This is a genomic window from Bacillus sp. FSL W8-1143, assembly GCF_037965155.1.
GTDB lineage: Bacteria > Bacillota > Bacilli > Bacillales > Bacillaceae > Bacillus > Bacillus pumilus.
Map to the genome: position 1 here is coordinate 3463680 of NZ_CP150182.1, position 22877 is coordinate 3486556.

The window sequence follows — 22877 nt, forward strand, 5'->3', positions numbered from 1 at the left end:
ATCACAAAAGCCCCCCTAATCCGATCAAGTAAACAGCTGTGAAGATGAAAATCCATACTACATCAAGGAAATGCCAGTATAGACTTGAGATAAAAATCTTCGATGCTGTTTGTGGAGTTAATCCACGTTTTTTAATTTGGAACAAGACCCCGGTAATCCAGAAGATACCGATGGATACGTGTAGTCCGTGAGTTCCTAAGAGTACAAAGAATGCAGACCAATACGCACTTGTATGAATGCTCGCGCCCTCATGTACATAATGGAAGAACTCGAAAATCTCAAAGCCAACGAAGCCTGCACCTAGAAGCAGTGTCAGAATCGTCCAAATGACAACCCCTTTTGTACTTCCACGGCGCATTTCATGAACGGCAATCCCACATGTAAATGAACTAACCAATAGCAGGAATGTCATGATCAATACAAGCTTCATATCAAACAGCTCAGCTGGTAAAACGCCGCCAGCTGTTCTGCCATGAAGAACAAAGTAGGTCGCAAAAAGTGTTGAGAATAACACGATTTCCGCGCCAAGGAATATCCAGAAACCAAGGATGTTTAAACGTCCCGTTTCAGACTGATATTCAAGCGGTGCATTTGCATAGCTGCTATCATTATGTCCCATTACTTCTGCGCCTCCTTATTCTTTTTCTCTGTTTCAATCACTTCTTCAACAGGAATATAGTAGCCATCGTCGTATTCGAATGAACGTAAAATCATCGTTGCAAATACACCGATTAAGCCAATAACGCCAATCCAGTACCATTCAAATACAAGACCGAATGCACCAAGTCCGAAGAATGCAGACATGATAAGCGGTCTGCCTGAATTGTGCGGCATGTGAATTTTCTTGAATTCTTTTTCAGGATGAACGTCTACATTGTTTTGCTTCCAATGATGGAATGCATCTGGTGTTGTCACTTCTGGAAGTGCTGCAAAGTTATAATGCGGCGGAATTGCAGAAGATGTCGCCCAGTCAAGAGTACGTCCCTCTCCCCAGCTGTCTCCAGACACTTCACGCTTCGCGTGTCTCCAGCTGTAGTAAATGTTGTAGCAAAGGATGATGAATCCGACACCCATCATAAATGCACCAATTGTTGAGATAAAGTTTAGTGCAGTCCAGCCATCTTCTGGTCCATACGTATAAATACGTCTTGGCATTCCTTGCAGTCCTAAGAAGTACTGCGGGAAGAAACAGATGTTAAATCCGATCATGAATACCCAGAAGAACCATTTGCCGATTCTTTCGTTTAACTTGTAACCAAACATTTTTGGATACCAGAAAACAAGACCAGCAAAACAAGCAAACACAGTACCTGCGATTAATACATAGTGGAAGTGGGATACAAGGAAGTACGTGTTATGGTACTGGTAATCCGCAGCTGCCATCGCAAGCATAACCCCAGTGACACCACCGATAACGAAGTTCGGGATGAAACCAAGTGCCCAAAGCATTGGTGAAGTAAAGCTGATACGGCCTCGATACATCGTAAAGAGCCAGTTAAAGATTTTCACACCTGTTGGTACAGAAATTGCCATTGTTGTAATCGAGAAGAATGAGTTAACCGCTGCACTGTTCCCCATTGTAAAGAAGTGGTGAACCCACACAAGGAAACTAAGAACAGAGATTGCCACAATCGATACAACCATCGCTTTGTAACCAAACAACTGTTTTCTTGAGAACGTCGCAAAGATTTCTGAGAAAATACCGAAAGCCGGCAGGATCACGATATATACCTCAGGATGTCCCCAAATCCAGAAAAGGTTCGCCCAAAGCATTGGCATACCGCCTGCTTCGAGTGTAAAGAATGCAGAACCGAATAAACGATCAAATGTCATAAGTGCTAAAGCAACTGTTAGTACAGGGAATGCGAATACGATGATGACAGACGTGATCAATGTTGTCCATGTAAACATTGGCATACGCATAAGCGTCATACCTTTTGTACGCATTTTTAAAATGGTCACCATGAAGTTAATACCAGTCATAAGTGTACCAATACCTGCAATTTGGAGCCCGAGCAAGTAATAGTTCTGTCCAGGTCCTGGTGAGAAATCATTTCCGGCGAGCGGCATGTAACTCGTCCAGCCTGCACTTGGTGATCCTCCAATGACGAAGGAAATGTTGAACAGCATCGCTCCGACCATAAATGTCCAGAAGCTCAGGTTGTTCAAATAAGGGAATGCAACGTCACGTGCACCAATTTGAAGAGGTACAACGACGTTGATTAAACCAATTAAAAATGGCATCGCCATGAATAGAATCATGATCGTACCATGCGTTGTGAAAATTTCATTATAGTGGTTGGAATCTAAAAACGTATTATTAGGAAGCGCCAGCTGTGCGCGCATCATCAGTCCGTCTACCCCACCGCGGAAGAACATAATCACAGCAGCAAGGATATACATGATCCCAAGCTTTTTATGATCAACTGATGTTAGCCATTCTTTCCAAAGCCATTTCCACTTTTTAAAGTAGGTTAAAACAAACACGATAGCAATGGAAGTAAGAGCGATAGAAATTTGCGCACCAAGAATTAATGGGTCTCCAGTTACAAAAAACTCATCCCATTTCAAATGCATAACGGCCTCCTCCTTTCCTTAGTCAGTTTATTCATTATCTAGTTTTCTTTTATAGTTCTTCACATTCTCGAAAGGATCTGTTTTGGAATGCGGAGAAACTGATTGGTAACCTAAACGTTTGCGTGCTTGGAGTGCGTATTCAGAATCCTCTCCATGCTTCGCAAAGGATAAATGTGTTGATGAGAATGTCTGCACATCTGCAGCATCAGGAAGCATCAAGTAGTCATACGTTTTCTTCGTTAACTTTGGTGCTTCTTTTTTCGTTTTGCTTACCCATTTATCATAGTCAGACTGCTTCATCGCATTGACTTTGAATTTTTGCTGAGCAAAGCCCTCGCCTGTGAAGTTGGCGTTTCTTCCTTCATATGTGCCAACTTGATCAGCTTGAAGATATTGTTCCATCTCCATTCCAGCCATCGCATACTTCTCCCCGCCTAGCTGAGGAATCCATAGTGATGCCATTGTATCAGCAGAAGTGATTTTGAATAAAACCGGCTGATCTTTTGGAATGTTTAAGTAGTTCACTGTCTCAATATTTTCCTCAGGATAGCTAAAGATCCATTTCCAATCAACAGCTGTAGCATAAACGACAAGAGGATCTTTATGGCTTGTTGCTTGAGGTGCCTCTTCCAAAGAGTAAATTGTTTTTACAGTTGGAACTGAAAGGGCAGCAACGATTAATATTGGGATCACTGTCCAGATAACTTCTAGAAGCGTATTCCCGTGTAGTTCTGGATTATAAGAGGCGTTTCCAACGTCCTTACGCTCACGGTATTTTACCAAAATGATGGTAAACAGTACAAATACCGCACCAACGATAAAGAGCATGAATCCGATGGATAAAAGGATTAAGTCTTTTTGTTGTGCTGCGACAGGTCCTTTAGGATCTAAAACAGCGATATTGCTGCAACCTCCTAATAAAAAAACACTCACGAGCATCGCTAATAAAAGCATAGGTTTAATGGCTCTGAACAAGAAGATCACCATCCTTCCTTAGATAATGTATATATTGCTGAATAATTGTGAAAAGCCATCTGCCTTCGAAAACTTTTCTTCCCTTTGTAATGCTATCAAAATCTGTTAGAGTTAGCTTCCCTTTTTTCAAAAGTTCATTTATTTTTCAACAGATTTCTATTAAAATGTCATAAATTCGACATAAATTTATATTATTGCACACACAATAAATTTCTAGGATTTTGAAAAGTTGAGAGTTGAAGGCAAAGGACAAACAATCAAGAACTTTGTCAAATTTAGGTTTACCACAATAAAAAAGTTTGGTCAAATTTCAATTTAACTTAATGAAATTTTATCTAGGTAAACAATTTCAAAATAGGTATCCCCACATTTAACAAAAACCTTACTCATTTTAACGCAAGTTCACAAGAAAAGAAAGTATCGATCCTCTGTGTATACGCTGTAAGAATTGGTAATGATGCTGAATTAGTGGAATCTCGCTAAAGACTTCCAACAAAAAACCGGCTCAGCGCCGGTACTCTGCATTTATTCATCTCTCACTAAGATGTCAGGTCGTCTATAGATCTTCCCTTCATGTTCAATGTCCATGTACGTCCACTTGCCTGTATACGTTAAAAAGCGGTTGCCCTCTTTTTCTACAACAATCGTATCCTCTGATTTCAGTCCAGGCAATGAAGGGTTCCATGTAAACACTTGATGAAGCTTAATTTCTTCCTTCGATGAGGGAACAGCAATGATTTCCCTAGATACAAATCCCGTCTTCCCCCCTTGATGAAGCTTTTTCCAGCTATCAGGGAAGCCCTCTTTTTCGTACTGAGCAATACCTGCTTTCAGAACATCTCCTAATGTTTCCCCAGGACGTGTGGCGGCATTCATGACCGTGTCAATTCGTGCTAGCCGCTCTTTGTTCTCTTCAAGCTCCTTCGGAAGCTGACCAAAGTAAACAGACCTTGTAACATTTGCAACGAGCCCGTGCCGCTCCGCGCAGAGAACAACAAGCGCGTGCTTTTGAAGAGCTTTATCTGTTGGAATCGGGTGACGGTATTGATGGATCCGGTCATCCGTGGCCACAAGCAGGACTTCTATCGTCATCCCTTGCGCAATGGCTCTTTGAGCAACAAGCGAAGCAATCTCGTGCTCGGTCTGCCCTGGAACGATTTCTTGACAGACACTTTCTACAATGACCGCTGTTTCATGACAGAGCGTTTCATATTGTCTGAGCTGTGAGGCAGTTAGGATCGAGCGAATATTCGACAAATCCGGTTCGATCCATTCGAATCCATCCATTTGAATGTCCGTCCCAATTCGTTTACCTTTTGTGAGTTCTTGAATGTATGGGGTCTCATCCTCATACCAATCCATTGTGACCACTTGAAACGGATGATCGACGTACGCCATTTCCTCTTCAATGATCCGCTTTTCTTCCATTTGATTCACAATGAGAACGAGGTCGTCTTTTAAGACGAGCAGCTGGCACACGCCCTCTGGCGTATTTAACACAATATGATTCCTTCTTCCGCCTGTCAGCCAGGAGAAGTTATTTCGCTTTTGAATCAAAACACCCTCAAGCTGCTTTACTTCCATTAGTTCTCTTACTTGTTCAATCATCTAATCACCTGCCTGTTTGAAGTGTTTGAATGAAACGGTTAAAAGCTATTTTCCCTTGCTCAGTTCTTTTAAACACACCTGCCTGCGAGAGAATTCGAGAAAAAATAAAGCCAATTTCTTTTTGTAAAATGGTTTCGGTATTGTTCTCTGTAAAGGAATTCTCTTCAAGCAGCCGCTTCGCCCAAGCCTCGTGCTTCATGATAGCAGGACGGGCTTTGATTTCTTCAAGTGGATTTTCGGATAGCAAAGCCTCTTTTAATTGGCTTATTTCCTCTGCTAATCTACCAGGAAGCACAGCAAGGCCCATGACTTCAATTAATCCGATATTCTCTTTTTTAATATGGTGGACTTCTTCGTGCGGATGGAAAATGCCGTCCGGGTGCTGCTTGTTTGTACGGTTATTACGAAGCACTAAATCTAATTCATAGTCATCCCCGTGGCGCCTCGCAATAGGTGTAATGGTGTTGTGAGGTGTCTCTCCTGTATGAGCGATGACCCCCACCTCTTCATCTGAATACAGTTTCCACTCATGTAAGATAAAGTCTGCTGCGTCTGCGAGCGACTGCCGCTCACTGCTTCGAAGGCGGATCACAGACATCGGCCATTTCACAATACCAGCTCGCACACCTGGAAAGGCATTGAGAGAAAAGACCTCTTCCATCTCTGCTTTTGCCATCGGAAATTCATGTGCACCGCCCTGAAAATGGTCATGACTTAATATACTGCCTCCGACAATCGGAAGGTCGGCGTTCGACCCGATGAAATAGTGCGGGTATATAGATATGAAGGAAAGCAGTCGTTCAAAGGTCTTTTTGGTAATGCTCATTGGCTCATGTTTGCCTTTGAACACTATACAGTGCTCGTTGTAATACACATAAGGTGAAAATTGCAGAAACCACGATTCACCTGAGAGTGACACAGGAATAATCCGATGATTCTGTCTCGCTGGATGGTTAATCCGTCCCTCGAACCCAACGTTTTCTTTACAAAGGAGACAAAGAGGATATTGCTTTTGGCTGAGCTTCTTGGCTTCAGCGATGGCTTTGGGGTCCTTTTCCGGCTTCGATAGATTAATGGTGATCTCTAGCACACCATCGTCTGTTCGTGTAAACCACTGTACATTTTTGGCGATCCTGCCTGTATGAATGTAGTGTGCATACTGCTGCATCTCATAGAACCAGCTCGTAGCTGCCTTCGGTCCTCCCTGCTGACGTTTTTCCTCAAACTTCGCATAGATGACACTTGGAGGTGCCACCAAGCAGCCCATGATTTTCGCATCTAGTAAATCACGATACGTATCCGTCCCCTCAGGAATAAGTTCTGTTTCTACTGCCCAATCGAGCATCGGCATTAAGATGTCTTCAAGGTCTTCTTCTCCTGAGACTGTTCTTGCTTCCGCTTCATCGAGTCTGAGCACCTCAAGCAGTCGATTTCTCGTATATTCGATATCTAGTGATGTTATCAGCTCTTTATTCATCCCGTATTGAATCAGCTGTTCCAGCTTTTCAAAAATATCAATCGCCATTCCCTCTGTCCCCTCTCTTGCCTGCCTTTACGTTTTATTCACTTTGGTAGCCATCTGGATGCTTCTGAAACCATTCCCACGCACTCTGAATGATCGTGTGAAGGTCAGCATATTGAGGTGTCCATCCCAATTCTTGCAGTGCTTTTTCAGAAGAAGCAATCAGCTTTGCTGGATCTCCCGCGCGCCTTTTTGCCACTTGTGCAGGGATAGCATGCCCCGTGACTTTTCTGACGGCTTCTACGACCTGCTTCACAGAGAACCCTGTTCCATTCCCTAAATTGTAGGTCGCACTGCCTTTTCCAGCACGCAGCCGGTCAACAGCTAAGATGTGTGCCTCTACTAAATCCATCACATGAATGTAATCTCTAATACACGTGCCATCCTCTGTCTCATAATCATCACCGTAAATCATGATTTGATCCCGTTTTCCTAAAGCAACTTGCAGAATAATTGGAATGAGATGCGTCTCAGGCTGATGATCCTCTCCGACAAGTCCTTTTGTATGGGCACCAGCTACATTAAAGTAGCGAAGCACGACGTATTCTAATCCATATGCCTGCTCAGACCACTTCAGCATTTTTTCAATCGCTAGTTTCGTTTCTCCATAAGGATTGGTTGGGTGCGTCTCATCCGTTTCAACGATCGGCACACGTTTTGGTTCACCATATGTGGCAGCGGTTGAAGAGAAGACGATGTGTTTCACATCAAATTCATTCATCACCTGAAGTAAAGCTGTTGCTCCTCCAACGTTGTTGTCATAGTACTTTAGCGGGTCTGTTACACTCTCACCGACAAGTGAATCTGCGGCAAAGTGCATCACCGCTTCTATTTGATGCGTTTTGAAAACCTGTCTTAAAAAATCTTGATCTCGTAAATCTCCCTCTTCTAAAACAGCTCCCTCCAAAACAGCTTCTTTGTGGCCTGTCTGCAAATTATCCACTACCACCACTTGTTCGCCTTTCGCTAAAAGAGCCGCTACCGCATGACTGCCAATGTACCCTGCTCCCCCACACACTAAAATTGTCATGACACTTCCTCCTTCGTCAGTTCTCTTGCGCCGCCTCCAATTCCAGCTGTGTAAAAAGAGGCTTGAATGCCCGTCTTCTCTTGATAAATCGCACCCGTTTCTTCTATAAATGATGCCAGCTGCTTTTCTTTCACAATACTGATCGTGCAGCCGCCAAAACCTGCACCAGTCATACGGGAGCCAATCGTCCCAGGGTGGAGCCAAGCGGCTTCTGCCAGTGTATCCAGTTCAAATCCAGTCACTTCATAATCATTCTTTAAAGAGAGATGAGATGCCTTCATAAGCGCACCTATTTCTTCCATTTTATCATCTTTCAGAAATTTGACTGCTTTTATGGTTCGATCGTTTTCTGTCACCACGTGTCTTGCACGTTTGCGGCATGTTTCATCCTGAATCAAGTGGGCATGCTCGGCAAATTCATCTGCTGTGAGCTCACATAAGTGGGCAAGATCGATTTCTTTTCGTAAATCATTTAAGGCCGATTGACATTCTGACCTGCGTTCATTGTATTTGGAGTCTGCCAGTGTCCGCTTTTTGTTTGTATTGGCAATGACAAGCGCCAGCCCCTCTTGCCGAAACGGACTGTATTCAAAATCAAGGGTATCGCAATTGAGCAAGATGGCGTGATCTTCTTTTCCAAGAGCGATTGAAAACTGATCCATGATGCCGCAATTGACGCCAATAAATTCATTTTCTGCACGCTGCGAAAGGAGGGCAAGACGGGCATTTGAAACGCCGAATGAATGCCATTCATTGATGCAGACGGCGGTGACAAGCTCGATGGAGGCAGAGGAAGACAGGCCTGCACCATTTGGAATATTGCCACTGTACACAATGTCAAAGCCTTCTTCTATCTTCATTCCTGCTTCGATAAACTGTTTGAACACACCCTTCGGATAATTTGCCCAGCCGTCCGATTCTACGTAAGCGATTTCAAAAAGATTGAATTCTTTCACACCATCGCGATCAAAGTTCAAGGAATACATTCTCACGCGGCCATCTGACCGCTTCGCACAAGCAGCATACGTCCCGAGAGTAAGCGCGCATGGAAATACATGTCCTCCATTGTAATCTGTATGTTCACCAATCAAGTTCACTCTTCCTGGGGCAAAAAAGTAGCGAAGTTCTTCTCTATCTCCAAATTGCTGGTGAAATGCCGCGCGTAACGTATCGATCATATCCATTCCCCTTTTCTCTTCTGATACTTTTTATTTTAGTTGTCCCAGCAGCATCAGTTCAATGGTAAAAAAATCGTTAAAAAATACCCTTTTTTTGCTGTGAATGGTACGATGTGATATGAGGTGTAACATGATTCTAAATAGAAAAAGGTTGTTTTTTGCTGTGAAGGAGGGTTTCCAATTTGAAGAAAGAAGCATTTGCATTTCGTTTTCACCATTCTGATGTGACATTGCCAGCACAAATCTGGTCTGTTGGCTGGGAAGTTCAATCTTCTTCGTTATATAGCTGGAATGGCGTGGAGCGGAAGGATCAGGGCAAGTGCATCTTTCAGCTCACACTGTCTGGACATGGCATGATTGAAATCGGAGAGAAACGTTTCAAAGTATTGCCGGGTCAGGCCTTTCTCGTGAAAAGCCCAAGTGCCTACCAATATTATTTTCCAGAAGACAGTGAGCATTGGGAATTTCTTTATTTAACGCTTTACGGGGAAGCCTGCGATCTTTGCTTTGACCAATTTATTGACCAAGGAAAGCAGGTCATGCGTTTTCATCCGAATTCCAGACCTATCCGCCTGCTCAAGACCATTTATGATGAAGCCAGTGAAAGACGGATTACCAATCCATTTGAGGGGTCTAGCCTTGCTTATCAATTTGTCATGGAACTGTATTCATATTTGCCAAAGCTTGAGGGACAAATGGAGAAATGGCCCGAGCCTATCGTTCAAGCGGCATTGTTTGCCAGCCATCATTTTCACGAGGAAATTGGCCCGGACGATATGGCAGCTGCGGCACGTTTATCCAAAAGTCATTTTACGAGGGAATTCAAAAAGGCCACTGGCTTCACACCTATTCACTATCTAACCAATATTCGGTTAGAAAAGGCGGAAACGTTACTGAAAACAACAAAATACTCGATTGAAGAAATCGCCATACAGTGCGGCTACAGAAATGCGAATTACTTGAATAAAGTCTTTCGAAAGAAAATCGGCATGTCTCCAAAGCAACTGCGGGAAACAAGCGATGCATAATAAAAAGCAGCCGCTTTCACAATTGGCTGCTTCTTTTACGCTTTCGTCAGGTCAACATGAATTCTCCCTTGTCTTAAAACAATGGTCATTTGCGTGTCAGGTGTCATTAAGTTTTCCAAAATGTCCGTTGCTGTTTGAAGCGCAATGTCCATTCGGTTGATCTTTTCCTTTTCTTGTTCCGAAAACGCTTCTGGATGTGCGGTCATTTCTTTGACTAGCCTCAGCACTTGTTCATGCTGCTTTTCTGTTTGCTGATATATGACATCATATAATTCGTCTGGCCTGCTGCTCATTTCATATCACCTATCTTTTTTCAAGTGTTAAATCGCATCTTCTTTTGTTTTCTTGAAGACGAACCATTTACTGGCGACATAATTCACGACCACAATCACAAAGTTGACAAGAATTTTTGCGACAGTTTCATTGAGCGCCATTTGGGTCACAAATAAAATCATCAGCCCTAGATCTACACCTAGAGACATGAGACGAACACTAAAAAATGAAGAAAGCTCACGCATAAGGCTTTTCGTATCACGGGCCTTTTGCTTGAAGACATACTTCTTATTGGTGATATAAGCAAAGAGAACAGCAAATACCCATGAAACAACTGTAGCTGTTTTATAATCCATGGAAAACATCTCAACGAATAAGTAGAAGCTGACTATGTTGACGATGGTTGTACACACACCCATCACAAGATACATGACAACTTCTTGATACTTTTGAAAAAGGCTATACATGTCTTTCTTCATTCCTTCTTGGTGGTTTCTGTTTCTTTTAGAATACCATCTTGAGAAGAACTTCCCAAACGAACAATATGTACGTCCTGCACAGATGAAATTTGTTCTACTCGATGGCATATGTCACCTAATTGGTTTATATAAGCCAAATGTTTTAGGTCTTTTTCATTATTTTAATTTATAATCTTTTAACTGACTTTACAATTGTTTATTATTAGAAGTAAGAAATCAATATTTATGGGTTTTTTAGTCATTTTTTTAGGAACGTGGTAGGTGATAGATTTTACAAAATAGGTTAAATGTCATCATTTTTCGACAAAATCTATTTTGCGCTGTTTTCATCCACACGTACAGTTACTAGACGGTTTGTTCAAGTCATTGGTTGCAGATGAATATGTCTTATTGAACTGGAGGATATTATGGATACGCAAGTGAAAAGAAGAGTTGACGAAGAGTGGGTTTATTTGATTCAGGAAGCGAAAAAAATTGGACTAGCCATCGAAGAAATACAAGCTTTTTTAACATCCAACGGTGATCAGAAGATGATAAACAAACCGTAAATCAACGCCGTTATCCTTTGTCTTTCAGACTGCTTTGGCTAAAAGTTCTGACTTGTCAATTGACCTTTTAAAAATCCTTTCATGACGATACGCTACAGTAGAACACCCCTTCATACCAATCCCTTCCACTCATGGGGTTCTGTCTTTCTATATTAGGAGGACAGTCCGTTTCCCGTTCTTTATATGATCCCTTTTTAGTCACCATTCATAAAAATTGTTCTTCTCTCGTTATAAAACCAAGCTCCCCACCCATATATTAAGCATGAAAACAATGAGAAAGCAGAAAGGTGGGTAGAGCGTGAGTTCAGATTCCCTTTCCTATTATCACCAAAAAAAGGATCAGTATTATCATGGCGTGAACCCGGTCATTGTCAGCCGTATTCGTGAGGAATGGACGTCTTTATTGGATATCGGATGCGGCACAGGCAAGCTTGGAAAAGTCCTGAAACAAAAGGGCCGGACCATTTATGGAATTGAATCGTTTGAGAATGCAGCAAAAGAGGCTGAGCAAGAGCTAGATCATGTGCTATGCGGAAATATTGAACAGATGACGCTCCCTTACGAACAGGAACAATTTGACTGCATTATATTCGGAGATGTCCTTGAACATTTATTGGACCCGTGGGCCGTTTTAAAGAAGGTCAAACCTTTCCTTAAAAAAGAAGGAGCCATCCTGTCATCCATTCCAAATATCGGTCACATATCAACCGTTTTAGAATTATTAGCCGGCAGATTCACTTATACAGATGCAGGATTAATGGATCAAACTCATTTACGTTTCTTCACTCTTCATGAAATTCATGCACTGTTTCATTCAGCAGGCTTTCGTATTCGCGAACTCGAAACCATTCGCGTACAGCATCCTTCCTACGCGAGCGTGATGAATGATTTACATGAATTACTCATGAAGCATGGCATTCGTTCAGATTTTCATGAGGCCGCTACCGCCTATCAGTATGTGGTTGAGGCGGTTCAGCTTCATGAGTAACCCCACCATCCTGTTTGTTTTATGTGTAAATGATGAGTCTATGTTTCAGGCTTGCTTTCGGCAGCTCGCTTCACTTCCTGCTCCCCATGGATATCATGTGGAGGTTTTGCCGATTAGACATGCATCCAGTATGACCTCTGCTTATAATGAAGCCATCACTCATCCAGCTCAGTTTAAAATTTATCTTCATCAAGACACCTTGATTGTCAAACAGCATATGCTGCTTGAGTTGATCCCGCTTTTTTTACAGCATCCATCACTTGGGATGATTGGGGTCATAGGTGCAGAAAGCGTGCCTGACAATGGGATCTGGTGGGAAAGTTCTGATTGCAGGGGGAAAGTCATTGAATATCGTCACGACACCTATCAGCTGCTTTCGTTTGAAAGTGGTCGTCAACAGGCAGAAGCGCAAGATTATATGAACGCTTCGGCGATTGATGGTCTTTTCATGGCGACGCAATATGATGTGAAGTGGCGTGAGGACCTCTTTGATGGCTTTCATTTTTATGATGTTTCGCAATCCTTTGAATTCATGCAACAGGGCTATGAGGTTGGCATTGCGAAACAAGAAGAGCCTTGGTGCATCCACAAATGCGGAGATCATTTTGATGCGGAAGCATATGAAAAAGCGAGACAAACATTTCTTGCAAATTATCGATAGAAAGCACCCTTTTCGGGTGCCTTTTTTATGATATACTGTCATAAACAGCCAGATCGTCTCATATGCATTGGAGTACCTTGTCCCTAATTCGTACAAAGGAGGAAACAATGGCAGACAAAAAAGTTCATTATAAGAAGGTTGCCGCTTCAGAGGATTTTCGAAAACTTCTCGAGGAAAAACGCAGATTTATCGTACCGATGACGATTTTCTTTTTTCTCTTTTACTTTTCACTTCCGGTTGCTACATCCTACTTCACCTTTTTGAACACGCCGGCAATTGGCGCGATCTCATGGGCGTGGTTATTCGCCCTCACACAATTTGTGATGACCTGGGTATTATGTGGACTTTATGCGAGGAAAGCAGCTCAGTTCGACAAATATGTAAGCGCTTTAAAAATTGAATCGAGAGGTGATGACGAATGAGCATGACCGCTTTTATTTTATTCATAGCGATCGTAGGGCTCACATTGGTCATCACATATTTTGCTGCGAAAAAAACGAGCAATGCGAGCGATTTTTACACAGCAGGCGGAGGTCTGACTGGGTTTCAGAACGGCCTTGCCATCGCCGGGGACTATATGTCTGCCGCTTCATTTTTAGGGATCGCTGGAATGATCGCTTTAAATGGATTTGACGGCTTTTTCTATAGCATTGGCTTTCTAGTGGCGTATCTTGTCGTTCTTTACGTTGTGGCCGAACCGCTTCGAAATCTAGGAAAATATACGATGGCCGATATGATTGCTGCACGATTTAAGCGTCCTGCCATTCGAGGAGTTGCTGCGTTTAACACAATCACAGTCTCTACTTTTTATATGATTGCACAGCTTGTTGGGGCAGGTGCATTAATCAAGCTGCTTCTTGGCATTGATTACTGGATTGCGGTGCTGATCGTAGGTGTCTTGATGACCATTTATGTCGTGTTTGGCGGCATGATTGCAACCAGCTGGGTACAGATCACAAAGGCTGTGCTTCTCATGCTTGGGACACTGATTATTTCACTGCTTGTATTTGCAAAGTTTGATTTTAGCCTGCTGAAGATGTTTGAGGAGATGAAAACAGCGACCCCGCTCGGTGGGGCATTTCTTCACCCGGGAAATAAATATGATGTGCCTTTAGAGACCCTGTCTTTGAACCTTGCTCTAGTGCTTGGGACAGCAGGTTTGCCGCACATTTTGATCCGGTTTTATACGGTGAAGGATGCCATTTCTGCGCGTAAATCTGTTCTATCCGCTACGTGGATCATCGGTATTTTTTATCTAATGACAGTTTTCCTTGGCTTCGGTGCTGCTGCCTTTGTTGGAACAGAAGCGATCACAGCAGCAGATGCAGCCGGAAATATGGCCGCTCCACTGCTCGCCCAAGCCCTTGGAGGAGATTTGCTATTTGCCTTTGTTTCCGCTATAGCCTTTGCGACCATTTTGGCGGTCGTAACTGGTCTCGTCCTATCCGCCGCGTCTGCCTTTGCGCATGACTTTTATAGTCAGATCATCCGCAAAGGGAAAGCGAGTGAACGTGAACAGGTAAAAGCGGCACGCTTTGCTTCCATCGGCGTGGCCATTCTTTCTATCATTCTCGCATTATTTGCCCAATCGTTAAACGTTGCTTTCCTTGTGTCACTTGCCTTCGCAGTGGCAGCAAGTGCAAATTTACCATTGATTATCTTCACTGTTTTTTGGAAACGATTTAATTCTACGGGTGCCATTGCAGGGAGCTTAGTAGGACTGCTGAGCGCACTGATTATCGTCTCGCTCAGCCCAAGCGTCTGGGACCCATCGGGAGCAGCCATCTTTACAGGAGACCCACTCATCCCGCTGTCGAACCCTGGAATTATCTCGATCCCGCTTGGATTCCTTGCCGCTTACTTAGGCACGATCTTCTCCTCTGAAAAAGCAGATGAAGACACCTTTACGGAAATACAAGTAAAGGCACATACAGGGATGCATATGGATACTGATTCATAAGGAAGAGCCGGCTGATGAGCCGGCTTTTTGTGTTCTTCTCAAAAACAAGTTTCAGTAAGGTATAAATTGACCTTTTAACTTATTTTTATACTTCTCTAATCTGGCAAACCTTCTACGTGTGATCAAAGAGCAGCATGTGACGAGGATCAACAAAATTTCATGCTCTTCCCCTCTATTATCAATCACACTTTTCATCCCTATCACCTCCTTTTTATGTGTGTTCAAACATCCTCCTACACAACATCATTCATATGTTATCATTTTATACACATACTGGAAATCATTTCACATGTTGAGAAACTCTCATTTGAACAAAAAAAACTGCAAGAAAGAAGTGACATTACTTATGCGTCAAATATATGCTGCCAAGTTATTATTCGAATCCATCTCATCACCAAGCAGTATGCCCGATAAAATATTTGAAGAACGAATCATTTTGGTGCGAGCAAAAAACCATTGTAAAGTAAAGGATATCATCCAAAAAAGCTTTCCAGAAGAAACCTTTGATAATGCTGAAGGCGGACAAACGACCATAAAATTAGCAGCCATATTAGATGTCTTTGAGCTTGTAGATGACTTAGATCAAGAACCACTGCATTTAAGTGAGGTGTACAGCCGCCACCTTATTTTTGATAAAGAAACATCGGCGAAAGAAGCCATTGAGGCATATTCTTTAGACAAATAAAAAAGCCAGCTGATGAGCCGGCTTTTTATTTAATAGCGCTGAAATAACTCTGGATTTTTCGGAACGTTTTCTAAATAAACGATTTTTCCTTTGTCGTCCAGTTGTGCAATATCAATTCCTTCTGCTGTATAAACACGGCCATCCGAAAGTTTTCCACAAACGGCCCAGTTGGTTTCATACTTTCCGTCTTCTCTTTTTTTCCACCCATCCCACATATGCTTGATGTCTTCATGCACGTGGAAAAATGTGTTTAAAAACTGTGTAAACGCTTGGATCCCAGGCTTCTCTGCACCATTTAAGACAATCATGACATCGTCAGAAAACAATGCGAGCAATTCATCCATTTGCTCCTGCCCTTTTCCAGCTTCATCGTAGCGGCGAAAATACGTATCGAGCACTTCCATTGTTCATTCTCCTTTATTTACCTGTCATTTCGACAATAATCGAACAATTTGATTGTACACAATTGTTTCTCACCTGTCTATTTTCCCCGAAATCAGAAAAGACATGAATTGAGTCAATCCATGTCTCCTCCAGATTAAAGAGATACTTTTTCTGATGCAACAAGTGCTTTCAATTCTTCTGCTGCTTTTTTAGGATCAGCGCTCTGGCTAATGGCGCTGATGATGCTAATACCATCTGCCCCTGCTTGTATGACTGGTGCTGCATTGCCATATGTGATACCCCCGATGCCAACAATCGGAATATGAAGACCATGATGACGCACTTCAGTGATCAATGATACTCCCTGGACACTGCGTGTATCCTTTTTCGTTTCTGTTGGATAAACTGGACCCATGCCGACATAATCTGCGCCGTCCTTCATGGCTTGTTTCACTTCATCTAGGTTATGCGTTGACACGCCTAATATTTTATTCCCAATCCTTTGTCTGACATCTTTTGCGTTTGTGTCTTCCTGGCCAACATGTACGCCATCTGCATCAAGATCTATCGCTAGCTGCACATCATCATTTACAATAAAAGGAACATTCGCTTCTTGGCAAAGTACTTGAAGTTGGCGAGCCAATTGTTTCTTCTCTTCTCCTTGCAAGGCTCCCTCGCCCTTTTCTCGAAATTGAAACATGGTGATTCCGCCTTGAATCGCCTCTTTCAAAACATCATGCGGTTGCCGGCTTGTATTCACTGTTCCCATAATAAAATAAACCGATAATTGCTGTTTGATTTGCTGTTGATCAGCCTTTGTCATGTGACATTCCCCCTATTTTCCCTATCGACAACACATCATCGCCAGTTGTGTGTGAGAGTGCATTGAGCAATTCCATTTGAAACGTACCTGGCCCTTTATTCTGGTTGTACTGAGCTGCCTTTTCAGCTGCGACACCATAAAATAATAGAGCAGCTGCCGACGCGTGAAGCGGCCTTTCACCTACTGCACAAAATGCCCCGATGACAGACGTCAGTAAACAGCCGGTTCCCGTCACCTTGGTGAGCCATTCATGTCCATTATGAATAGACAACACGTCCTCTCCATTTGAAACTACATCGACTTCCCCTGTGATCACCACAACTGTCTGAAGTGTCCTCGCTGCTTGTTTGACTAGTGCCGATACATCTCCGTTCGCTGCTTTCGCATCCACGCCTTTTGACTCCCAGCCATCCACTTCAAGTAAATGAGCAATTTCTGCAGCGTTCCCTCTGACAACTGTCATGTTCACTTGCTCTAACAGCTGTTTTGCCGCTTTCATTCGAAACGCCGTCGCACCAACGCCGACAGGATCTAATAGAACAGGTATCCCCTTTTTATTGGCAGATTGTCCAGCCAGAATCATGGCCTCCACCGTCTCCTTGGTCAGTGTGCCAATGTTCAGCACAAGCGCATCGGCTAATTGCGCCATTTCAGCCACTTCTTCTTTGGCATTTGCCATGACCGGCGAAGCGCCTAAAGCAAGCAGACCATTTGCTGTAAAGTTCGTCACGACTTGATTGGTGATATTATGAACAAGTGGATTTTCCGCTCGAACCTTTTCCAATAAATGAGATGCGATGCTTGTTTTCATCCGTATCGTCCTCCCTTTTACTCTGCTCCCCATACATAGGATTTCGTATGCTTTAACCATTCTCTTGCCGCAAACGACAAATAGCGATCCTTTCGCCAAATGACTCCTAAATGCCATGGGATCGACGTATTTAAGGAAATGACTTTCACCTTTTCAGGATCAAGATCACGGCAGATCCGCTCAGGCAGAAGGCCAATTCCCAAGTTCTCGGCTACCATCTCACTAATGAAATCCCATTGAGACGTTTCATAAATGACATTGGGCCGGAAGCCCGCATTCATACATTCATTCAATATCCGGCTATGCAGAACAAAGTCTTCTCGAAAGAAAATAAAGGACTCTTCCTTTAAATCAGCTAAATCAACCTTATCTCGACCTGCCATCGGATGTGATGGATGCGTCACGAGCTTCATGTCCTCTTTAATAATGGTGTACGTATGAAAGATTTTATCATTTGCAGGCAGAACAATGACACCAATATCTAACGAACCATCTTCGACCCCTTCCTCTACTTTAATAGAGCCGTGCTCCACTAATTGAAATGTGACATCAGGATACTGCTGACGAAATTCCCCCATGACATTCGGGAAAAAACTCGATCCAATCATCGGCGGCAGCCCGATGCGAATATGCCCTTTTTTGACATTCATTAGATCATTTAGCTCGCTCGTTAAATTTTGAAATGATTGTGTGATTTCACTCGCCTGGGTATACATCGTTTGTCCAGCATCTGTCATTTCAACCTGTCGGCCATTCCGATAAAACAACTGCACCCCCAGCTCATCCTCGAGATTTTTGACCATCTTGGAAATGGTAGGCTGCGACACATAAAGAGATTGTGATGCTTTTGTGAAGCTTTTTAACCTCGCCACTTCTAAGAAATATGTTAAATGTCTAATGTCCACATGACTCACCCTTCCTATAGACAAAAGGAATACTAATTATTCGATATATGTATTTTACCTATAACTGAACGTGCTGTACACTTTAAAGTAAGCTAATCAATTGGAACGTTGTCATGTTTTTGTGAAACAGTGAACAATTTATATAGAAAAAGGAGTGAACAGAAAGTGAAATTGCTCAAAACGCCGCTGATTGCTGTCCTTCAGATTATGGCTTTGTTTGTTTTTGCGAAATTGATGAATGTGCTCGCGGCCTTTTTGCATTTAAGAATACCGGGTACGATTTTAGGCATTCTGGTCATTTTCTTATTACTTCATTTTAAAATCATTCAATTAAAATGGATTGAACTTGGTGCCGTATGGCTGCTCGGAGAACTGCTGCTATTCTTTATCCCATCAGCCGTTGGTGTCATTGATTATGGAACATTGATTTCTCAATCTGGTACAAGTATTGTCCTTGTCGTCTTACTGAGTACCTTTGTCGTCATGCTCTCGACTGGTATCATGACGCAAATGATTGCGAAAAGAAAGGAGCGGAAAAAGCTATGTTAGTTGGCGCACTATTTCTGATCTTAACGGTTCTTTTATATCTCGGATCAAAAGCGGTGTATAAACGGCATCCGAAGGTCTATGTCTCACCATTACTTGTGACACCGCTTGTCCTTGTCGTCTTTCTGTTAATCGTCAACATTCCTTACGATGCATACAATCAAGGCGGGAAATGGCTCACGAATATGCTTCAGCCTGCGACTGTTGCTTTTGCCATTCCTTTATATAAGTATTTTCACATTCTGAAGAAGCATGCAGTGGAAATTATTTTGAATGTGGCTTGCGGTTCTGTCATTGCGATTCTATCTACGGCATTTATCGCGAAGTTGTTTCATTTGGATACAGGCCTTATTGAAAGTCTTGTTCCAAGGTCGGTCACAACACCAGTGGCGATGAGTGTGTCAGAAATGATTGGCGGGATGCCGTCCGTTACGGCAGTATTCGTCATTTTAACCGCACTGTTTGGGTCAATCATCGGTCCAATGATCATTCGTTATTTCCGTATTGATAATGACATTGCCATGGGCGTCCTGCTTGGTACTGGGGCACACGGGGCAGGAACATCGAAGGCATTTGAAATGAGCTCCGTCTCAGGGACGATCTCAAGTGTGTCGATGATTCTTTCAGCCATCATTACATTATGTGCAGCACCTCTCCTCATGTCGTTTGCCTTATAAAAAAAGCCATTTCCTTTATCGGAAAATGGCTTTTTTCTTATGCTTGTATGAAGACAACCTTTAAATAATTTCCTTCTGGATAATTCTTCGTCGTACGGAAATCCTCAGGAAGTGTATATTCTTCAAGGATACGATAGGTTTGTCCTGATTCTTTAAAGGCCTGCGCAATAAATCCTTTGAATTTCTTCATACCAAATGCACTGCTATTCGTTGATGCCACAATGACGCCGTTCTCAGCTGTGATTTGGATAGCTTCTTTTAATAGCTTCTTATAATCCTTCGCCGCACTGAATGTGTGCTTTTTCGTGCGTGCAAAGGATGGCGGATCTAAGATGACAAGATCATAGATCCATCCTTTTTTCGCAGCAAACGGAAAGTACTTAAAGACGTCCATGACTTTAATATCCTGCCCGTCCACATCTATATCGTTGACTTCAAACTGTTCAGATGTTTTTTTCAAACTGCGGTTTGCGACATCTACACTTGTCGTCCGGCTCGCTCCGCCAAGCGCTGCTGCCACGGAGAAAGCACCTGTGTAAGAAAATGTATTGAGCACGGTCTTTCCTTTTGCATAACGATCTCGAATTGCTTTTCTCACATGACGTTGATCAAGAAAAATGCCTGTCATCGCACCATCATTTAAGTAAACCGCTACGTTCATGCCATTTTCTTTCACGATGAGAGGAAATTGACCTTTCTCCCCTTTTACAAAATCATCATCTTCTATATACTGTCCCGACGTATCAAATCGTTTCTTTTCATAAATGCCTTTATAGTCTGGATATACATGCTCAAGTGCAGCCAATACTTCCGCCTTGAATGTATAAACTCCTTCGCTATACCACTGGATGAGATAGAAGCCGTCATAATGATCAATCGTGAGCCCGCCAATGCCATCTCCCTCTCCGTTGAACACACGGAAAGCAGTCGTCTGTGCATCATGAAATAAATGCGTTCTGCTTTTCGCTGCCTGCTCAAGCTTGGAGACAAAAAAGGCATGGTCTATTTTTTCGTTGGCATCAAAGGTGAGTACCCAGCCGATCCCTTTATTTTGCACACCATAATATCCTTTTCCTAAAAAGGTGCCTCGCTCATCCACCCATTCAATCAGCTCGCCTTCTTTCATACCGTTTACATGTGATACAGCATCTTTAGAAATGAGCGGATATCCCTTTTTCACTTGTTCTGCAAATGTTTGTTTTAATGAGATTTTTTTCATTCGTGTCATCCTTATCCTAAATTGACTCTCTCTATCCTATCATATGAATGTATACGTTACTTCTATTATGATAAGATGAGGAGAAAAATATCAACACACCATAGAGGAGGCTCTTTTTTTGACGACAATACGATTAGATCATACAGGTATTATGGTTTCAAATATTGATACGTCCATTGATTTTTATGAAAAAGTCGTGGGCATGAAATTAAAGGATCGCATCACTCATACAAACGGAATCATTGAGCTTGCATTTCTCGGCTTTAAAGATGAGGCAGAAACGGAAATTGAGCTCATCCAAGGGTACAGCAGCGATCTGCCATCTGAAGGAAAGGTTCACCATCTTGCCTTTACAACTGACAATATTCATGCTGAATTCAATCGTATTCAAAAGCTGCAAATCGAATTAATTGATGAAGAAATTACGACGCTACCAAATGGATACTGCTACTTCTTTTTCAGAGGGCCAGACCAAGAATGGATCGAATTCTTCCAGCGCTAATATTTCCTAGGAAATGGGACCAGTTCCCTTTAGGCTCCGTAAAAGAAAAAGAGTAAGAGCATCCATATGCCCTTACTCTTTTTTTATAACACCTTACTAAGAAATGATTTTGTACGCTCATGCTGCGGGTTTCCAAAGAGAGCTTCGGGTTTGTCTTCTTCGACAATATATCCACCATCCATAAAGATCACGCGGTCTCCTACCTCTCTCGCAAAGCCCATTTCATGTGTGACCACAATCATTGTCATGCCTTCGACGGCTAATTGTTTCATAACTGCTAATACATCCCCGACGACTTCAGGGTCAAGAGCAGATGTCGGTTCATCGAATAATAACACTTTCGGGTCCATTGCCAAGGCTCTTGCGATGGCGACACGCTGTTTTTGTCCACCAGATAATTGGTTAGGGTAGCTTTTGGCTTTGTCTTTTAAGCCGACCTTTTCAAGCAGGTCCATCGCTTTATCGACTGCCGCCTTTTTGTCGGTACCTTTTACCTTCATCGGTGCGATCGTGATGTTTTCTAAAACGGTTTTATGAGGAAATAAATTAAAGTGCTGAAACACCATCCCCACTTCTTGTCGTACTTTATTGATATTCACCTTTGGATCTGTAATCGTATGTCCGTGGACAACGACTTCACCAGCCGTAATATCTTCTAATTTATTGAGACATCTTAGAAACGTGCTTTTGCCTGATCCAGAAGGACCAATCACACACACTACTTCCTTTTCTTCGATGACTGCATTAATATCCTTTAACACTTCGTGATCGCCAAAGGATTTCTTTAAATTTTTCACCGTAATCATACTCATTTGATATCAAATCTCCTTTCTGCGTAGCTAGCCAGTAGAGAAAGTAAATAAATGATCACGAAATAAATGATACCGACAATGAGCCAGACATTCAAAGGATCAAATGTTGCCGATGCCTGTACTTGTCCCCGCTGCATAATATCGGCAATTCCGATAATTGATAAGAGAGACGTGTCCTTCAAGCTGATGATGGCTTGGTTTGTAATTGCTGGAAGCATGCGGCGAAATGCCTGTGGAAGGACGATAAAGCGCATGTTTTGTCCCCCTGTAAAACCTAAGGAACGCGCAGCTTCTGTTTGTCCTTTATCAATGGACTGAATCCCAGCACGAATAATTTCTGAGAAATAAGCTCCTGCATTAATCGCTACTGTAATAATCCCTGCCGGCACTCGATCAAGCGATATGAATTCAAGTGTATTCAAACCAAAGTAAATGAAGAATAGCTGTACGATAAATGGTGTGCCTCGGATGGCATTGACAAAGACAAGTGCGATGAAATTTAAGATTTTAAAAGGTGACAGACGGAATAATGCCACTATTAAGCCGATGATAAATCCTAAAATGATGGCAACAACAAAAATATATAAAGTGGTTTGCAAACCATCCATTAAATACGGAAATGCATTAATAATCGTGTCCATGTTTCTCCCTCCCTAATTCACATACGACGCATCATAAAGAAAGCG

Annotated in this window: 26 protein-coding genes; 10 read left to right on the top strand and 16 right to left on the bottom strand. The window is 42.5% G+C overall.

Annotation, left to right across the window (positions count from 1 at the left end):
• Position 1: 1 nt before the first annotated feature.
• The 7 genes from qoxC to NSQ36_RS17815 all read right to left on the bottom strand — a co-directional run bounded on the left by qoxC (position 2) and on the right by NSQ36_RS17815 (position 8896).
• Complete coding sequence (qoxC, locus tag NSQ36_RS17785) at positions 2-619, bottom strand: cytochrome aa3 quinol oxidase subunit III (RefSeq protein ID WP_003214975.1); 618 nt, start codon at positions 617-619, stop codon at positions 2-4.
• The gene (gene qoxB, locus NSQ36_RS17790; protein WP_003215069.1) at positions 619-2577 is read right to left on the bottom strand and encodes a cytochrome aa3 quinol oxidase subunit I; all 1959 of its coding nucleotides are present in this window, start codon (positions 2575-2577) and stop codon (positions 619-621) included. Before qoxB ends, qoxC begins: the two co-directional genes overlap by 1 nt.
• A gap of 27 nt (positions 2578-2604) precedes the next feature.
• Positions 2605-3561 (bottom strand): cytochrome aa3 quinol oxidase subunit II, encoded by a 957-nt coding sequence (qoxA, locus tag NSQ36_RS17795; protein WP_095117964.1) that lies wholly within the window; start codon positions 3559-3561, stop codon positions 2605-2607.
• Between the two features lie 516 nt (positions 3562-4077).
• Positions 4078-5160, bottom strand: a complete 1083-nt coding sequence (locus tag NSQ36_RS17800; RefSeq protein ID WP_339206305.1) for an aminopeptidase P family N-terminal domain-containing protein — start codon at positions 5158-5160, stop codon at positions 4078-4080.
• Positions 5161-5164: 4 nt separating this feature from the next.
• Positions 5165-6685: a UDP-glucose--hexose-1-phosphate uridylyltransferase gene (gene galT / locus NSQ36_RS17805; protein WP_251190647.1), complete on the bottom strand. Its 1521-nt coding sequence runs from the start codon at positions 6683-6685 to the stop codon at positions 5165-5167.
• Between the two features lie 34 nt (positions 6686-6719).
• Positions 6720-7712 (bottom strand): UDP-glucose 4-epimerase GalE, encoded by a 993-nt coding sequence (gene galE / locus NSQ36_RS17810; RefSeq protein ID WP_339206307.1) that lies wholly within the window; start codon positions 7710-7712, stop codon positions 6720-6722.
• Positions 7709-8896: a galactokinase gene (locus tag NSQ36_RS17815; RefSeq protein WP_339206309.1), complete on the bottom strand. Its 1188-nt coding sequence runs from the start codon at positions 8894-8896 to the stop codon at positions 7709-7711. The genes galE and NSQ36_RS17815 overlap by 4 nt, the downstream gene beginning before the upstream one ends.
• 176 nt (positions 8897-9072) lie before the next feature.
• On the opposite strand from NSQ36_RS17815, the gene NSQ36_RS17820 reads away from it, so the two are divergent.
• Entirely contained in the window at positions 9073-9918 is an 846-nt protein-coding gene (locus NSQ36_RS17820; protein ID WP_003214606.1) for an AraC family transcriptional regulator, read from the top strand.
• A gap of 35 nt (positions 9919-9953) precedes the next feature.
• Here the strand turns inward: NSQ36_RS17820 and NSQ36_RS17825 are convergent, their stop codons facing one another.
• On the bottom strand, positions 9954-10211 hold the full coding sequence (locus tag NSQ36_RS17825; RefSeq protein ID WP_003215318.1) for a hypothetical protein: 258 nt from the start codon (positions 10209-10211) through the stop codon (positions 9954-9956).
• A gap of 27 nt (positions 10212-10238) precedes the next feature.
• Positions 10239-10622 carry a GtrA family protein gene (locus tag NSQ36_RS17830; RefSeq protein WP_034620336.1) on the bottom strand — a complete coding sequence of 128 codons (384 nt, stop codon included), beginning with the start codon at positions 10620-10622 and terminating at the stop codon, positions 10239-10241.
• 455 nt (positions 10623-11077) lie between these two features.
• On the opposite strand from NSQ36_RS17830, the gene NSQ36_RS17835 reads away from it, so the two are divergent.
• The 6 genes from NSQ36_RS17835 (at position 11078) to NSQ36_RS17860 (ending at position 15512) form a co-directional block, all read left to right on the top strand.
• Positions 11078-11218, top strand: a complete 141-nt coding sequence (locus NSQ36_RS17835; RefSeq protein WP_003215413.1) for an anti-repressor SinI family protein — start codon at positions 11078-11080, stop codon at positions 11216-11218.
• 298 nt (positions 11219-11516) lie between these two features.
• Complete coding sequence (locus NSQ36_RS17840) at positions 11517-12206, top strand: class I SAM-dependent methyltransferase (RefSeq protein ID WP_137054212.1); 690 nt, start codon at positions 11517-11519, stop codon at positions 12204-12206.
• Positions 12199-12867, top strand: a complete 669-nt coding sequence (locus tag NSQ36_RS17845) for a glycosyltransferase family protein (RefSeq protein ID WP_050944518.1) — start codon at positions 12199-12201, stop codon at positions 12865-12867. The genes NSQ36_RS17840 and NSQ36_RS17845 overlap by 8 nt, the downstream gene beginning before the upstream one ends.
• Positions 12868-12974: 107 nt before the next feature.
• Positions 12975-13289 (top strand): DUF485 domain-containing protein, encoded by a 315-nt coding sequence (locus tag NSQ36_RS17850; RefSeq protein ID WP_003215154.1) that lies wholly within the window; start codon positions 12975-12977, stop codon positions 13287-13289.
• The gene (locus tag NSQ36_RS17855) at positions 13286-14827 is read left to right on the top strand and encodes a cation acetate symporter (RefSeq protein ID WP_003214799.1); all 1542 of its coding nucleotides are present in this window, start codon (positions 13286-13288) and stop codon (positions 14825-14827) included. The genes NSQ36_RS17850 and NSQ36_RS17855 overlap by 4 nt, the downstream gene beginning before the upstream one ends.
• A gap of 346 nt (positions 14828-15173) precedes the next feature.
• Positions 15174-15512 carry a DUF4288 domain-containing protein gene (locus tag NSQ36_RS17860; protein WP_251190642.1) on the top strand — a complete coding sequence of 113 codons (339 nt, stop codon included), beginning with the start codon at positions 15174-15176 and terminating at the stop codon, positions 15510-15512.
• Between the two features lie 29 nt (positions 15513-15541).
• On the opposite strand, the gene NSQ36_RS17865 is transcribed toward NSQ36_RS17860, so the two are convergent.
• The 4 genes from NSQ36_RS17865 to NSQ36_RS17880 all read right to left on the bottom strand — a co-directional run bounded on the left by NSQ36_RS17865 (position 15542) and on the right by NSQ36_RS17880 (position 18435).
• Complete coding sequence (locus NSQ36_RS17865) at positions 15542-15916, bottom strand: nuclear transport factor 2 family protein (RefSeq protein ID WP_003215339.1); 375 nt, start codon at positions 15914-15916, stop codon at positions 15542-15544.
• 134 nt (positions 15917-16050) lie between these two features.
• The gene (thiE, locus tag NSQ36_RS17870) at positions 16051-16719 is read right to left on the bottom strand and encodes a thiamine phosphate synthase (RefSeq protein ID WP_212045693.1); all 669 of its coding nucleotides are present in this window, start codon (positions 16717-16719) and stop codon (positions 16051-16053) included.
• On the bottom strand, positions 16706-17530 hold the full coding sequence (gene thiM, locus NSQ36_RS17875) for a hydroxyethylthiazole kinase (RefSeq protein WP_251190641.1): 825 nt from the start codon (positions 17528-17530) through the stop codon (positions 16706-16708). Before thiM ends, thiE begins: the two co-directional genes overlap by 14 nt.
• Positions 17531-17547: 17 nt before the next feature.
• A complete protein-coding gene (locus NSQ36_RS17880; protein ID WP_003214744.1) occupies positions 17548-18435 on the bottom strand; it encodes a LysR family transcriptional regulator in 888 nt (295 codons plus the stop codon).
• A 165-nt stretch (positions 18436-18600) separates the two neighbouring features.
• Here NSQ36_RS17880 and NSQ36_RS17885 point away from each other — a divergent pair, with 165 nt between their 5' ends.
• Positions 18601-18984 carry a CidA/LrgA family holin-like protein gene (locus NSQ36_RS17885; RefSeq protein ID WP_003215226.1) on the top strand — a complete coding sequence of 128 codons (384 nt, stop codon included), beginning with the start codon at positions 18601-18603 and terminating at the stop codon, positions 18982-18984.
• Positions 18978-19658, top strand: a complete 681-nt coding sequence (locus tag NSQ36_RS17890) for a CidB/LrgB family autolysis modulator (RefSeq protein WP_050944523.1) — start codon at positions 18978-18980, stop codon at positions 19656-19658. The genes NSQ36_RS17885 and NSQ36_RS17890 overlap by 7 nt, the downstream gene beginning before the upstream one ends.
• A 37-nt stretch (positions 19659-19695) precedes the next feature.
• On the opposite strand, the gene NSQ36_RS17895 is transcribed toward NSQ36_RS17890, so the two are convergent.
• Complete coding sequence (locus tag NSQ36_RS17895) at positions 19696-20877, bottom strand: class I SAM-dependent rRNA methyltransferase (RefSeq protein WP_339206313.1); 1182 nt, start codon at positions 20875-20877, stop codon at positions 19696-19698.
• A 118-nt stretch (positions 20878-20995) separates the two neighbouring features.
• On the opposite strand from NSQ36_RS17895, the gene NSQ36_RS17900 reads away from it, so the two are divergent.
• A complete protein-coding gene (locus NSQ36_RS17900; protein WP_339206315.1) occupies positions 20996-21379 on the top strand; it encodes a VOC family protein in 384 nt (127 codons plus the stop codon).
• Positions 21380-21462: 83 nt separating this feature from the next.
• On the opposite strand, the gene NSQ36_RS17905 is transcribed toward NSQ36_RS17900, so the two are convergent.
• Both NSQ36_RS17905 and NSQ36_RS17910 read right to left on the bottom strand, forming a co-directional pair.
• The gene (locus NSQ36_RS17905; protein ID WP_003215369.1) at positions 21463-22191 is read right to left on the bottom strand and encodes an amino acid ABC transporter ATP-binding protein; all 729 of its coding nucleotides are present in this window, start codon (positions 22189-22191) and stop codon (positions 21463-21465) included.
• Positions 22188-22832 carry an amino acid ABC transporter permease gene (locus NSQ36_RS17910; RefSeq protein WP_003215015.1) on the bottom strand — a complete coding sequence of 215 codons (645 nt, stop codon included), beginning with the start codon at positions 22830-22832 and terminating at the stop codon, positions 22188-22190. Before NSQ36_RS17910 ends, NSQ36_RS17905 begins: the two co-directional genes overlap by 4 nt.
• Between the last annotated feature and the right edge of the window lie 45 nt (positions 22833-22877).